Genomic DNA, 15,026 nt, shown 5'->3' on the forward strand with positions numbered 1-15,026 from the left:
ATAAATATCATTTTATGAAACTACGAATCAACTCATTGGGCAATTACCTGCGCATAGCGCTATTATGGGTATTTTTAGCATTATCCATCCTGTCCTGTAAAAAGGAAAAGCCTGTGGAAACCGAAGACCTGGAATTTATACAGGAGACCTATTATATATCGGAGGGGGATTATGTTAATGTGTTAATTGCTAATGGCAACAAAGAATATTCACTGAGCGGCTTCGATGAGGAACTTATTGTGCCAATGGTCTCGGTTACCGATTTTCCTGCCGGTGCCATCTACATCAATGCGCTAAAAAAGGGGACAACAGATATTATGGTCAAAGACGACATAAGCGGACAAGCGGCCAAATTGACCATTCATGTAGTCGATCCCTTTTTAGCGATGGAGGTTAGTGACATCGTTCCGATTATAAAGGATGAAGAATATGAAACCGGTCAGGCCATCCGGGATAAAATAAGGACGGAACCACAAAGTTTCTTTGATTTTGAAACCCGGGAAGTGCTGGTATTGCAGCAAAACGCCGATAATCAATTTTGGCTCTTCAAAAATGAGGAAGATGCAGTACGTGGCAACATCCATAAGTCTGGAGAATTCACGATAAGGTTCTCGTATGGTGGCCCAAACAGATTACAGCTGAAGTACGATGGTTCGGAAGAAGCAGTCGAGTACGACCTCTATACGCCTGACCAGACCGCCATTTCAACGCTGTTACGGTGGTCTCAAAACAGCGGAGCAGAAAATAACACGGAAAAAGCACAATCCAGTGCATTGAGGTTGTCCCTTGGTTCAGAAAGAGCAGAAGTTCGCCAAAACACCTCGCCTGTAGATAACAATCCACAACTATTCTTGATAAAGGACTTTACGTCATTTTTTAAAGAGTCATATCCTACAGTCGAACGTGTTGACCTGTTCCAGAGCATGCGTATATACGAGCGATCCCGATATTTGAAAATTGCGGATGGGATTTTGAATTAGCATTTCGAATATGCCCCATATTTTATGCAGTAACCTTACCATACTCCTGTTCTTTTTTAATAGTAGTTTGGGCTATACACGTTGTGCCGACTCCCTTGCAAAGTCATCAAAAATAGATTCGCTTTTTGAAACACTGAAAAACTCGCTACCTAATAACGCTGAGGTTTCCGCGGCTATTATCAGCAACGGGGCAGTCACTTATCTGGGATTTAAGAAAGAAAAGAAAAAGTGGCTCGCTGTGGACAATCGCCGCTCCGTCTTCGAAATCGGCTCGATCACCAAAGTATTTACCTCTACCTTACTCGCCCACGCCGTTTTCGATGGAGTTGTAGATTTAGATGCGCCTATTGCATCGATTTCACCCTTCCCCATAAACGGAGCAGAAAAAGACGGACAGCCCATTACCTTGGTTTCGTTAGCCAACCATACCTCTGGATTACCGAGGCTGCCCAGCAAACTCATGCGGTCCATGATAACAACGGAACTGATAGCGGCTTATTTATGGCCTTACCTCAAAAAACACGGGAATCCCTACTATGGGTATACGAAGAAAAAATTCGATAAGTATCTCCATAAGAGTGTTAAGCTGAAAACCGTTCCCGGAACAACATTTAATTATTCAAATTTGGGCGCTGCATTACTGGGGTATCTTTTGGTGGCAAAACAGCATACCGACTATGAAACGCTATTGAAGAAACAGATTTTTAATCCTCTCGGTATGGAGTCCTCTACCACCTGCCGAGAGTCTGTAGCCGACCGTCTGGTACAGGGCAGGAATAGCGCCGGGAAAAAGGTAAAAAACTGGGATCTATGCGCTATGGAAGCAGCGGGTGCCGTACTATCTTCTACGGATGACCTCGCTAAATTTGCGCTCGCCAATTTCAAACCGGACAGTGTACTCGACCTGCAACGGAAACCCACCCTTACCGATGGCAAAGAAAACGTAGCACTGGGCTGGTTCATCGTGCATTATACAGACGGCAATGAATATGTTTGGCACAATGGCGGAACAGGAGGATATTCAGCGTCAATGGCCCTTGACCCAACTCTTGGCAACGCGGTCATTCTACTGACAAACATCGGCGGAAAGAACGCTATACTGGATTCGATCTGTCATCAATTGATGGAACGCCTTTTATCCGAAAAATGATGTGAATGGATACAGCCGTATCGAGTTGGTTTCGGGGTACAATGGTGACCCATTTATGTGAGTTCAAAACGATAAACTGGTGTGCAATGCAACGGATACAATGGTTTCGCCAGTAGCCCACCGTTTGCTTTGCTTATCAAAAAAGGAAACGGTTGTCTGCTTATGCTGAAATCAGCAGCCTCACCCCTACCAGGAACAAAGCAATAGCCAACGCCTTGATGATGAAACGCCCGTGTATCTTTTGGGAGAGAACCGCACCGACCTGTGCACCCACCATTGCCCCTGCTCCTAAACTGGCAACGACTTTAATTACCTCAGGGGAACGGTAGGCACCGTTCGCAAAATGTACGACTACGCTAATCGTGGCCATAATGGAAAGTATAAAGTGAGAAGTCGCCGTCGCGACGTGTGCCGGGAAATGCAATACGCCGGTCATGAAAGGGACATGGATAATTCCCCCGCCGATTCCCAGCAGGGGAGAAAAATATCCGACGAACAAACTCACAATAATGCCGCTTCGCCTGTCATAAGCATATTGAAAACGCGTCCCATGTGCGTCGGTAAGGCATCGGCTTACCCAACCTTTCCGGGGAGGTCGGCCAACGGTGCCTGTCTCTTCCCCACCACGGATAAACAGGAACGCAGCAATGGCCAAAACGGTGATACCAAATCCTACACTGAAAGCCGAGATCGGAATAACTGAGGTGGTATAAACCCCAAGTATGGAGCCGGGAATGGTAAAAACAGCAAAAAGCAAGCCCGCCTTATAATCAACACGCTTTTTAAGTATGTAAGCGATTGTTCCCTAAATAGCGTTAATGGCAACCACAGCCATGGAGACCGCCGTCACGATGTCGGGGCCGAATCCGGGATACTCAATTAAAAGAAAAGGAACCAAGAGGAATCCGCCGCCGGCACCTATCAAGGTACCCAATGCCCCAACAACCAACCCAACTGTAAATAAACTAAAAACACTTAACACGCTGTGATGAATGTATGATGTTGCACAACCGGTAAAAAGTCCTCCGAAGGTAGGGGATTTGATGGAAATATCAAAGTATCGGCTTCGAACGGTACTTATTCCTCCCGGGTCACCAGCAAATGGGCCAGTTCCGGATCATTATAAATCCGTTCCATTTCCTCGTCTACGATGGCCATTACCTCGTCTTTGATTCGACGATAATTATCTTCTATTTCGGTCGCGGTGACCATCCTTGGTTTCGGGATGGGTATATACGCTTTCTCCTCTGCGGCAAGCGCCTCATGGTCATTGATGATTTCATTGTGGAATATTTTCTGCGGGATCTTCTGGTCGGGATTGTCCGCAACGGCTCCCACGAATTCGCCGGAACTCAAATTGGATATGGTGGAAGCCGGTACTGCCGATTCCAGTTGCGTGGATTTGCTCAGCGAGGTGTCGCTGGCGTTTATGGAAAGGCTTTCCCGCTCCTGCATAATTCTGCCGAAGCGTTCTGAAAGCGTTTTCGCGGTATCTCCCACCACCTGACCAGAGATGATGTTTCCAACGATATTAAAAATGACATCGGCCACTTCCTTGCCGTAATCGTTCCGCAACTGCGATATATCCTGTACGGCAAGGACGGTGGCCACCTTATTCCCTCTTGCAGTGGCGATCGTACCCTGGATACCCGATCCAGCACCGCCGCCACCAATATAAATAGTGGGGAACTCATCGAAGATTAGGGAGCTCTTCAGCTTCCCCTTCTGGTTGACCAGCTTCAGCATGCGGGAGACATAGAGCGAAATGACCGCTCCGTAGACCTGCGTCTTCTGCGGGTTATTGCCCATGCACACCAATTTGGGGTCTTCGGGGTTATTGATATCCAGCGTGAAATCGTTTCCGGTCAGTACATAGTAAAGCATAGGCGAGGCCAGTCTCGCCATCGTGATCTTTGCCGAAGCAATCTGACCTTCCAATTGCTCCATGGCCCCATTGACGTAGGCCGTCACAAAGGGATTGATGAGCACCTCTATCTCCGGCTCGGTACGGAGCACCGGGAACAGGTTATCATAGGGCATCTGCATGAGCTCGATGACATGCGGGAGCGTACAGTACTTTCCATCCTTGTATTTGCGGAGGTACCAGATGATGCCCGTCACAAAATTTATCGGGGACTCGACGAAAAAATCCCCGGCCTTCTTAATCCACTCGCGATTCAAGCCGAGCATGATCGTACGTGAGCTTTCGGTCGCATCGGTAATGTCGTTCATGCTTTCCGGATACAGGGGATTGCATCGGTGGTAGATATGATCGAAATCGATGACGTAGAATTTCGGTTCCTTTTTGTAACGGTTTTTGTATTTCAGGAATGAATTGTAAGCGATGATGGATAAGTCATCGTACTTGAAATCATAAAGGAACATGCTGAATCCCTTGCTGATGTGCTGCGTGATGACGTGCCTGACGATAAAATAGCTTTTTCCGGTTCTTCTTCTCCGCCTCACCTGGATCCGGGCGTGCCCGCGATGAGCAGCGCCCGGAAAGGATTTATGATGTTAATCCATGAGTTCCTGATTTTCCCCTTGAGGTTATACCTTGCCGGTAGGTTGACCGAATATTCGCTCTCCAGCAACCGTTCCTCCTGGGGGAACGTTTCCTGCAGCCGGTTGAAGATATCGCTCGCCAGCCGGTTGCGGATGATCCTGGACAGCAGGCTTCCACCGTAAAGGATAAGCAGGTAGCCGATGGACGTTACGGTCATGTACAATCCCGCAAGCACCCCGACCGATGCTTCCAGTTGCAGCAGCAGGAAGCTGACACGGTAGATGATAAAGCCACCGATGAAATGCCGCAGTGCAGTGGGCAACTTCAGCTTTTCGTCCTTGCGTCCCCTGGCTCCGACGAGCGAGACGAGCAGCAGCGCGAGCGCCGCAACCTTGGAAACATGGAAATGATTGAACAGTCCCATGTTGCCGATATGTCCGAGCAGTTGCTCAATGATGCGGTGGGTAAGTCCCCACCTGCCGAATGCGGCATAGCAGTACACGTAAAAGTGAAGGCATAGCAAAACGATGCTCACTTTTCTGATGAAGTCGATGATTTTCCTTAAAGCCTCCGCGTTCTCCCCTGTATTCATTCCCCCTCCGCTTTAATGGTTATTGCTGCTCTGTGCGCAGATTTTTCCTTTTCTTCTCCCTAGGTACATCGCGAACTGCCACTTCGTATCCATCTCCCAGAGCGATCTCCCTGAGTCGTTGGATGACCGGAAGCTCGTTGGCAGGGTAACCGCTCTGCACCGGCGTGTCCTTACGTTCAGCTCCGGTAGTGGCATCCATACCTTCGGTTTCGTCAATGGTTCTACGGTAGCTTCCTATCTTTTCCAGAAATGCCCTGTTGATGTATTGCTTGCCGAGACTTCTGCCATCGAATACCGTGCGGGTGCCGTTATCGATGAAAGTAATGCCATGGACGCTGCCCGCCGCATTTTCCCGGAGCAGGATTCGGATACCCTGTGCCTGGAGCCTGGCCTGTAAGCTGACGATATCAGTTGCCTCGGAAACAGCCTTGTCCAGTTGGTGACGGATACGCAGCCCATAGGGCTTCCTCGCTTCCCTGTTCGGACCGAATTTCCGTTCAAGGTTACGCAGTGTCGGACTGCCGTATATCGAGCTTGCCTTGATCGGAACGCCTACTTTTTCCCCCCTGGTGTCCAGCAAATGATAGGTAATCCCGCCCTTTTCATGCATCCGGCTGCCGGGGTCACCGCGGTTCGCCAGCACATTGAACTGCCGCAGGACCGTATTCAGTTCGGATAGCGAGGTAAACCGGTAACTGGATACCACCTCCCTGACGATCCCGGAAATGGCCGCCTTGGTTTCCGTTTTCCCATAGCGCGCTTTTTCAAGACGTACCGGCCTGAGCATGTAGGCCATCTCCGCTTTCTGATCCTCCGCCCGGATGAGATTGTAACTGTTTTCGATTGCTTTCCTTGCCTTTTCGGATTGGTATTTCCCGATATTATGTGTCTCGATCCGAGCGCCGCCGTCAGCGATGTTGACCGTGGCGATGTGGATATGTGGATGGGAAGCGTCGTAGTGGCGGTAAACAAGGAACGGCTGTGCGCCGAATCCAATGGCATCCATGTATTCCGACGCGATGCTTCGGAGCAGGTCGTCATCCACCGCATCCTTCCGCGAAAAGTTGAGCGTAATGTGCAGGGCGTTCGTCCTGGTCTGCTCATTCTGGCGTGTCAGCATCTCGAACCTGTCCAGCTTGTTCCTGAAAGAGAGCCCGTCCGCATCACGCGGGAATCCCGCTGCCATGAGGATTTGGGCCTCTGCATTCCGCACCTTGGTTTCGTTGTAATTCAGGATGCCCCTGATGCTCTTCCCACTCACGATTCTGGCAACCATTTCCTTGAAAGTTTGTCAACAATGATTAATAACTCTTCGACTTTCCTGTCGGTCTCGCCGTAAAGCTGCTGGACTTCCAGCGCGTGGACGAGCCTTGCTTCGGGCAGTTCTTCCAGGTGGAACCGGCGCGTGATCTGGTTGATGTTGGTACCGATGCGCTGCAGTTCCTTACGGATTTCCGACAACCTTTCCATGACCGCGTCGAGGGAATCGTCATGGGTCTCCACGGTTATTTTCCGGTCGTCAAGGAGATTCCTGAGCAGTGCACTGTGCGATCTGATACCCCGGCTGCGCTGGAGCAGTGTCGAAAGTTCCCTGTACTTTTTTGCGGTAACGCGGGTGTGTATCCGGCATGTAAGCTTCTCCGTCTTCCCCATATATCCCCTCTTCCCTTGCTTCGTTATGCCTGAATCGGGCCGGGCAATAAGCCCTGTTCCCGATATTTTCCCTCCCGAGGTCGGTTTGCGCCACCCGGACATAGGCCGGTTTGTCGACAAACCTACATCTTGCTGATTGCCCGATAAGGTTTCCCCTTGCCGTTAATCACTTTTTCGGGCGGCTTTTCAGCGCAATCACAAATGTTGCCCTGTTGACTTTCTTTGCTTCCGTTTATCGGCTTTTTCCTGTTGCTGTTCGGCGGCATCCTTCCGTTTGGAAGCGCGGAGATATTTGAATTCAATTCTGGTATCACGCGGGGGTTCGCCATTGACCAGCCTCTTCTTCCGCTTACATTGGAAATAAGCATTCTCGTATTTGATTATCAGTCCGTCCTCCAGGTAAAGCGGTAAATCCTCTGGTTTGTCCACATCATAGTAGCTGAATTCTGAAAATCTTTTTTCGGGATCTATCTCCCTGAACATGAAGTAAATCTCCTCGTATATTTGATTGGTATCCATTATAATCCCTCCGATCCAATTCTTGCTTTTTTTAGCGGGGCATGCCCGTGATCCAAATTTTCCCCGATCCGTTATCCGGAAGCGGCATCTATATTTTCCGTCCCCTGCCGGCGGAGCGCTTATCGGTTGGAGCAGCTATCCTGGGCCCTTGGCCCCGGATTTTCACACCGGCCGATTTAGCCTCTCTTTTTAGGAATTCGGTCACCTCTTTCGGTATATGGATATTGGCCCGCGCCTGGTCGTACCGCCCGACCTGAAACACCTGCGGATATGATTTGCCGTATTTGACTGCCAGGTCCAACGGGAAACCGAAGCCCTCCAGGTCGCTGGGTCTTCTTGTCTCAAAGTAAATACCCGGCTCGATAACCCAGAACTCGTCTGTACGCAGTGGATTCAGCCTGAGCGAAATAAGTGAGCCGATCCCAATGCCGTTTTCAAGGAGTCTCACAGCGGAATGAAACCTTCCCATCCCGCTCTCCCAGGCCACGGATTCATCCAGTGACCTGTAGTCGATGGCAAGCATGTCCCGGACGGCATCCCCGGCTTTGTCGTAGAAATACTCTTCGTAAAACGGAATGCCGCTTAAACCGCGATCCCGTTGCTCGCCTGAACCGAAATAACGGCTGGTAGTGGAAACCGAATAAGGAATCCGTTTTTTGGCCTCCTGTTTTAGCTGACTATATAGCGCCTCATACGCCAGGGTGTCTTTGAAGAGCAGCCCGTTCTCACTCACCAGATACCTCGCCAGGATCGAGGTCCTGTCTTTATGGTAGTCTTTGAAAGCGCTGAAACTAAGCCCGGTCTTTTTCTCAAAGCCACCAACCGTACCGGGAAAATCGTAGTAAAGACCGGGCGTATCTTCGCCATCGCAGCCCATTCCCTGCCCGGGGTGGACAACTTTCAGCTCCATCTCCCTGTCACCGGTATTCGCATCAATAATGGCTGCATTGATCAGCATCTTACCGTTGTACCGTCCCCTATCGATCGTGCCTAGAAAACCGTATTCATTAATCCCTGTCATCCCCGAGATCGCTGCCAAAAGACTCCCGAAATACCGATGCTCCCCATTCGGATGCAGTGACTGTTGACCATAATTCGTCTCAAGAATGTAATTCCTTTTTTTCCGGTCTTTATCCATTTACATATTTTTTATGGTGTGAACACGGCTACGGCTGTTCCGGGCCATGGCGTTTCAGTGAATAGCTCATATACCCTTGCGATTTCGCTTTCCCCTGAAAAAAGCGGTCTCTTGCTGACGGACATTCTGTTTCGCTTTTTTGGGCACCCAGCCGGGATCGAGCATGAAGTTGAATGGTATCGGTTTGCCACCCGCCGTACGCAGTCCCAGTTTTTTTTCTGCCGGATTTTCCGGTGCGGAGACAAAAACCTGCTGCTCGCCGTCAACACCGGCAAGGTTCAGCGGCACCTCTTCCCCCCGGAGTATGGATCGGACAAGATCACCGACGAATACGGTTCCATCCAATGGAAGCATGTTCACCATTGTTTCGACCTGTGCCCTTGTAAGTCCCCTGACAAGTTCCATCGGATTCAACCCATCCGATGAAACAGCGGTCGGGTCGATGATAAACCAACCCTGCAAATCGTGTTCATGGGAATTGAACTGCCTGGCATGGACCGGCCTTCCCCTCAATAAGTTGGATATTACCCTGGTGTCTTCCGACAATCCGAAACGTTGTTCCACCCGGTTCCAGTCCTTCATTTGCCAGACATCTTCCTGTACATAAATTTCCATGAACGAATCGGACCAGTATTTAACCTGTAGGTAGTCAGCAATTTCCTTTGACTCCTCAACGCCATTCAACCGCTGGATGCTATCCTTTATGGCCCGGATATGCGGCAGCAAAACCACATCCTCTTGCTCGTTGAATTCATACAGTCCGTCATCCGCTTTCCAGTCGATATGCTTCATCCGTTCCTCCAGGTCCCGGGAATCTATGCCATCGAACACCCCGTGCTGTATTTCGGGAAAGGGGGTGAACGTGGCATGGTTGATATCCGCATGGTAGCCCCCGTCTGTTTTTTCAACCGGTATGCGAAAAGCGACTATCCCATCTTCCTCTTCGGTGGAGCAGCTGATTTCAAAACTGTCCGGATTAGACGTCAGTGAGGAGGCGATTAAGCCGCCCAGGTTAATGCCCGGATAATATTCCAGCCCCGTCCGCCGGATAGATTCATAGAGATCATCCAATCGCCCCGAAACAATGCTAAATGCGAGAATGGCATCGCAGATCCCGCGTTCGTCTGCCCGGAAAGTCCGGCTATTTTCGTAGGCATGCTGGAGCTCCTTTGCCAAATCATCCCAATTGTCCTCGGGCCAGTATTTGAATATAAGTTGGCTCTGGATTTGCTCCCCGTCGAAATCTGGTTCGGCGGTGAGTTGCCATAGATCGCTTATCACTTTTTTATATTCATCCGACCCTATACCTGAAATCGCACGTTCAGGTTGCCGGTACCAATTGATACCTGCCATCCTTTTTTCAAGCTCGGCGGTGTCGATACCATTGATGGTTGTATGGTCAATGGTAAACGGCAGACGATGCGTGGCTTTGTAGCTCTCAAGCCGGTAAGCCATGAATTGCCTGTCGTGGACGAACCGGAGCTCGTACCGCATCGTTTCTTCCCCGAACGCTGTCTCGTGGCGGACGGTGAATGACGCATCGGACTCCCGGTGCTTTTTCCTGATTTCCGCTTCGAATTTTTCCCCTTCGAACCCGAGCGATTTGAGATAGTCGATCAATTCCTCTATATTATCTTTACCTGCCATATCGAGCACGTTTTCCTGGGTTATAGACCTTTATTTTTATTGACATTTGGCTTTTTCCGTTTGACCGGTTCCTGCCTCTTGCCGGAAGATGCGGTAGGTTCAGGCGTCCAATCCGGGTCAAACCTGAAGTTGAATGGAATAGGTTTCATCTTATCTGTGTACAGCTCGAGCACTGCCAGCCCCGGATTGACCGCGATGTGCACATCAGGTCCGTTATGTACCTTTGCCAGTACAGGGTTGCCGGAGATCAGGGCGTCACGGATGGGGTAATGATCGAAGTTCCGGAACGGGATCATACGCAATTGCGTCTCCAGTTCATTCTTCGTTAAACCCGTTGTTGTTTTAAGGAGTGGATTGCCCTGTTCGTCCTTTGTCTTCCTGTCGAGCCATACCCAAGTGCTTTCCCGGACATCATCGACGGTGACGGCTTGCATCACCGGCCTGCCGCACCACAGATTGTACATTTGTTCAGCGGTGTATTCGAGAGGGAACTGCACGGTCTCCTTCTTCCTATGGTTTATATCATTCCATGCTGAAGTGCTAATCATATCTTCGAAGAAGGTGACACCGATCCAGTACTTCAGCCGCAGGAGGTCTGCTATTTCCGCTCCGGCCGTATCCTGGTCCAATCGATGCAGCTGTTCCTGTACATCATTTACCTTGGGGAAAAACCTGGGTTCTTCCCAATCCCCGGTAACACGGAAGAGTTCATGGTCATTCTTCCAATCAATACCCGTCATCAACCTCTCCAATCCCTCGGAATCAATGCCGTTGTAGAATCCGTGCGCTATGCCGGGGTGTGGGATAAAAGATACCTCGCAGTATTCAGGTTCGAATTCATACCCTTTCTTACGGACGGTGATCCGGTATTCGGCAAGACCCTCGGGTCCATTTCTGAAACAATCGATCCCGAATTGTACCAGATCCTTCGACAGAATTACCTCCAGCTTACGGTAAAGATCGGCGCCGGTATACTCCTCGAACCCCAGTGTATCAAGGCTTTCGAGAAGCACATCGAGCCGTCCCGAAGCTTTATGGTACGCAAGATAGATATTCGGAATCGCGAGGATTCCGCTGTCGAACGAACGCTCGAAATCGTACTCAGGCTTTACCGCAGAATGACGGTGTAATTCAGCAATAGCTTTCGGCCAGTACTTGTAAATTAGCTCTTCCCGTATGGCATTGGCGGCGATGTCTTTTGAACGGTCAAGAAGGTCCAGTTGCCGCATCACTTTTCTGGCATTCTCCCTTTCTGCATCCGCTGCAGTGTGCCCTTTTCCGTCTTTGAAATACTTAAACCAGTCGATGCGTTTCATCTGCTCTTCGAGGTCGGCGGTGTCAATGCTGCTATAGCGGAGATGTTCGATCTCAACCGCTGAGCGGAAAGTTGCATTGTATCGCTCCAGAATGGGTTTATCGCCCTCCAGCGGCATTTTGAAGCGCAGCTCGAAGTCCATCAGCTCTTCCCCGAAATGCACGCGGTGGTTGACGGTAAAAAAAGGAAGTCCGACTTCCATTCCTTTCACAATATCGGCTTTCAGTTGATCCCCTTCAAATCCAAGGGATTTGAGGGGGGTGATTAGTTCTTCTGCTTTGTCATTCTCTTTCATACCTTTGTTTATTGGGGTGTTAAAAGCCTTTTCCTTTGCCTTTTTGTTTCATTTTTGGCTTTCCAAGCTCCATCTTCAAAAGGTTTAAGGCTTCAGACGGTTTCCAGTCCGGGTCTAAACTGAAATTAAAGGCAATCGGACGGCCGTCGGATGTGTGCATCTGAAGGCCAAATGCCTTTGGGTCCACAGTCACTGAAACGCTCTTTTCGCCGCTCGGATTTAATTCCAGGATATTGCCCTCAAGTAATCTATTCCTGGCTTCATAGCGTCCGGTGGCACCGATAGGAAGCATGCTGAGCTGTCCGTCAATTTCTTTTGGAGAAACTGCCTCCACCTGCTCTGGCCGGTGTTCATCGTTAATCCGCCACCAGATTGCCGTTCCTTCTATTTTGCTGGCTGTGCGGTCAAAGATTGGTCTTCCCTGCATAAGGCTGAACAGGGTGCGGGCGGGAAACTCCAGTGGAAATTCCACCTGGATTTTATCCCTTCCTTCCAGTTCCTCCCAGGCGGTTTCTTCGATATTGTCCCCAAAAAAATCGAGGCCAACCCAGTATTTCAGCTTCAGTTTATCGGCAACCTCCGCACCAACCATGTCTTGGCTCAACCGATAGATCTGTTCCTGCACATCATAGACTTTCGATCGGAACTCGGGATCCCCGTCTTCAGGAAATCGGAATACGTTGCTGTCGTCCCACCAATCGATTTCCCTCATCATCGCTTCAAGCTCGGCCGAATCAATACCATTGTAGACCCCATGTTCTATTTCAGGATGCGGGCTATAGGTAGCCCGATATATATCCACTTCGTAATTTCCATTCTCCCAGCGGACTGGCACTTCGAACTCCGTTAACCCGTTTTCGGAATTTTTGTAGCCGGTGATATGGAAAGCCCCGGGTTTCTTGGACAGTTCTCTGTTCAGTATTGTATACAGGTCTATCTTTGCGAATTCCTCCAATTGCGAAAGGCTTATTTTTTCATAAAGTTCTTCCCGTTTGCCTGACAGGATATTGTAGGCGAGCCTGGCATTTGGAATCCAATCTCCCGAAGAATACTCGGCACTTCTCTCATGGCCTATGGCCATATAATTGATTTGCGGATGCTTATACAATTCGTAGATTTCCTTCGGCCAATATTTATAGAGCAATTGCTGGTGGATCTTATTGGCGGCTATATCGGTGGCATGGTAAAGGGTATTTAGCTGTTTCATTACGTCCTTGATGGAATTCAGCCCATTGCCCTCCGCTTCGTGCTGTTCTCCTCCTGTCGTGAAAAAGAGGGGCCAATTAATCCGCGCCATGCTGTCTTCCAGGACAGACGTATCGATGCCGCGATAGTTGATATGCTTTATTTGCACCGATGAACGGTAGTTGGCCTTGTAGCGCTCGAGTTCGTATACTCCGTTTACACCTGTCGTAATAAGCAACTCGAATTGTATCGACCCTTTGTCGAAAAGCACCCGATGGTCCACCGTGAACCTGGGCAATCCAATATCCGCGTTGCGGACAATTTCTTTTTCCAGCGTTTCCCCTTCAAATCCGAGGGATTTCAGGTAGGCAATCAGTTCATCCACATTGCTCTCTTCAACCATGATTTCATTTTTTGGATTTCAGATTCCCCTGCCTTTTGGTTTCCGGAGGGTGTTTGCGTGCTTCTTTTCCGTTTGCGGATTTTTCCGTGCTCCGGATTGGACACAATTGGCCTGGGCGGGATCATGCACGATTTCAGATTTACTTGACCCAATACCCGGAAGGATTCCGTACAGCGGGCGGAGGTCAGTATCGTAATAGTTGAGCCGCCATTTTTCAGGATTGGCTTCGATATACATATCACGTCCGTTCGATAACTGGATGCGTGCCCTGCCTCCTTCGCAGATATATGCGCACAGATCACGCAGGTTTCCATCGGGCATATCAAGGGGTAACCCCCGGAGCATGCGTAAGGTTTCATCGTGGGTCATCCCCTCGATGTCCGTACCCTTTACGGTGTCACCGCTGTAATCAGCCCTTGTCCACCGCCGTTCCCCGCGGTTTTCACGGTCGCCAAGCCAGATGGCCCGGCCACAGAGCTGGTTCCAAGCCTTGTCCACGTCCATGTCCTCCGTTGAAAAAACCTGACTATAGCCATCCTTTGGCAGGTGCAGGGCGGCGAGGCCTGGATGCAATGGTTCCTCGGGAAAATACCGCTGCATCATCTTCAGGGCCGCTTTTTTGGCGTTGCTGTCCTCCTGTGCTGCGAGTGCCTCGATCTTGCGGAGCAATCCGGTCTCCGTCTCGGTCAATCCCTGCGGCGGGAAAAATCCGTACGGTAACGCCCGGTCCCACAGAAGCGGGGGACGTGCCTGAATGATTTCCCGTTCCAGCTCCGCGGTGTCTATTCCGGCATAGACACCATGGATGTACTGGGGATATCTGAACCGCGTGATGGTGTATTCATTGGCCGTATGGGGAAAACCGCTCCCGTCAAGACCGATATCAACCCGAAGCTCCATGATTCCTTCATCACGCGGCTCCCGGAACGTGAAGGTAAATTCTTCCAGGCTCCGCGATAAATCCTTTATCAATTGTTCGTAGGGATTTATGCCCATATCAATGAACTGTTCGGCCAGGTAGTCCAGCCTCCCCGAAATGTGGCAGAATATCAGATTGGCCGTCCACGGAAACGGGTCATCCGGCCGGTATTCCCCACCGCTTTCATACCGCTGCCGGATCCTTTCCAGGTTGAACGGGTTGTAACCGGTGTCGGCAAAATATTTGAACTGCAGTTGCTCCTGTATCTCCATTCCCTCGAAACTGCCGCCGGCCGACAGCTTTAGGAAATCCATAAGCACCCGATGCGCGGCTCTATCCGATTTCCATGACCGCTCGTCCGGGTGTTCCGCGAACCAATTCCGCCAGTCCACCTGGGCTATCCGTTTTTCAAGCGATGCCGTATAGATGCCGTCCACAATCCGATGCGTAATCACGATCGGATCGGTGTGGGTGGCCTTGATGTTCATGAGCGCATAGCCGTGCGCTGCGTCTTTTGTGAATACAAGCTCATAACGCATTCTCTCTTCCCCGTATCCGGATTCGTGCAGGACGGCAAAGCCATCATAATTGTGTTTGATCCTGTCCAGCAATTCGCGTGTCAATTTTTCACCGGTGAATCCAATCCGGTTCAGATATACAGTGAGTTCACGATGCACTTTTTCGATATCCATCCTGTCTTTTTTTTGCGTCATTTCACCCGTTC

General features: G+C 50.0%; 13 protein-coding genes. 2 read left to right on the forward strand and 11 right to left on the reverse strand.

The window, feature by feature from the left end:
• Positions 1-14: 14 nt before the first annotated feature.
• Together JHJ32_RS07630 and JHJ32_RS07635 are read left to right on the forward strand one after the other, a co-directional pair.
• Positions 15-980, forward strand: a complete 966-nt coding sequence (locus tag JHJ32_RS07630) for a hypothetical protein (RefSeq protein ID WP_200120545.1) — start codon at positions 15-17, stop codon at positions 978-980.
• Positions 981-990: 10 nt separating this feature from the next.
• A complete protein-coding gene (locus JHJ32_RS07635; RefSeq protein WP_200120546.1) occupies positions 991-2,130 on the forward strand; it encodes a serine hydrolase in 1,140 nt (379 codons plus the stop codon).
• Between the two features lie 160 nt (positions 2,131-2,290).
• On the opposite strand, the gene JHJ32_RS07640 is transcribed toward JHJ32_RS07635, so the two are convergent.
• The 11 genes from JHJ32_RS07640 to JHJ32_RS07685 form a co-directional block, all read right to left on the reverse strand.
• Complete coding sequence (locus tag JHJ32_RS07640) at positions 2,291-2,929, reverse strand: sulfite exporter TauE/SafE family protein (RefSeq protein WP_200120701.1); 639 nt, start codon at positions 2,927-2,929, stop codon at positions 2,291-2,293.
• A 278-nt stretch (positions 2,930-3,207) separates the two neighbouring features.
• Entirely contained in the window at positions 3,208-4,596 is a 1,389-nt protein-coding gene (locus JHJ32_RS07645) for a type IV secretory system conjugative DNA transfer family protein (protein WP_370584485.1), read from the reverse strand.
• Positions 4,593-5,228 (reverse strand): YWFCY domain-containing protein, encoded by a 636-nt coding sequence (locus JHJ32_RS23145; RefSeq protein WP_370584486.1) that lies wholly within the window; start codon positions 5,226-5,228, stop codon positions 4,593-4,595. Before JHJ32_RS23145 ends, JHJ32_RS07645 begins: the two co-directional genes overlap by 4 nt.
• A gap of 19 nt (positions 5,229-5,247) precedes the next feature.
• A complete protein-coding gene (locus JHJ32_RS07650) occupies positions 5,248-6,504 on the reverse strand; it encodes a relaxase/mobilization nuclease domain-containing protein (RefSeq protein WP_200120547.1) in 1,257 nt (418 codons plus the stop codon).
• Positions 6,486-6,983, reverse strand: a complete 498-nt coding sequence (gene mobC, locus JHJ32_RS07655; RefSeq protein ID WP_200120548.1) for a plasmid mobilization relaxosome protein MobC — start codon at positions 6,981-6,983, stop codon at positions 6,486-6,488. Before mobC ends, JHJ32_RS07650 begins: the two co-directional genes overlap by 19 nt.
• Before the next feature lie 93 nt (positions 6,984-7,076).
• On the reverse strand, positions 7,077-7,400 hold the full coding sequence (locus JHJ32_RS07660; RefSeq protein ID WP_200120549.1) for a hypothetical protein: 324 nt from the start codon (positions 7,398-7,400) through the stop codon (positions 7,077-7,079).
• A gap of 88 nt (positions 7,401-7,488) precedes the next feature.
• The gene (locus tag JHJ32_RS07665; RefSeq protein ID WP_200120550.1) at positions 7,489-8,538 is read right to left on the reverse strand and encodes a hypothetical protein; all 1,050 of its coding nucleotides are present in this window, start codon (positions 8,536-8,538) and stop codon (positions 7,489-7,491) included.
• Between the two features lie 66 nt (positions 8,539-8,604).
• A complete protein-coding gene (locus tag JHJ32_RS07670; RefSeq protein ID WP_200120551.1) occupies positions 8,605-10,185 on the reverse strand; it encodes a hypothetical protein in 1,581 nt (526 codons plus the stop codon).
• A gap of 20 nt (positions 10,186-10,205) precedes the next feature.
• Positions 10,206-11,795, reverse strand: coding sequence for a hypothetical protein (locus JHJ32_RS07675; protein WP_200120552.1), 1,590 nt, complete (start codon positions 11,793-11,795; stop codon positions 10,206-10,208).
• A gap of 19 nt (positions 11,796-11,814) precedes the next feature.
• Positions 11,815-13,383 carry a hypothetical protein gene (locus JHJ32_RS07680; RefSeq protein ID WP_200120553.1) on the reverse strand — a complete coding sequence of 523 codons (1,569 nt, stop codon included), beginning with the start codon at positions 13,381-13,383 and terminating at the stop codon, positions 11,815-11,817.
• An 18-nt stretch (positions 13,384-13,401) separates the two neighbouring features.
• Positions 13,402-14,994: a hypothetical protein gene (locus JHJ32_RS07685; protein ID WP_200120554.1), complete on the reverse strand. Its 1,593-nt coding sequence runs from the start codon at positions 14,992-14,994 to the stop codon at positions 13,402-13,404.
• Positions 14,995-15,026: the final 32 nt, after the last annotated feature.

Source organism: Parapedobacter sp. ISTM3 (assembly GCF_016533505.1).
GTDB classification, from domain to species: domain Bacteria; phylum Bacteroidota; class Bacteroidia; order Sphingobacteriales; family Sphingobacteriaceae; genus Parapedobacter; species Parapedobacter luteus.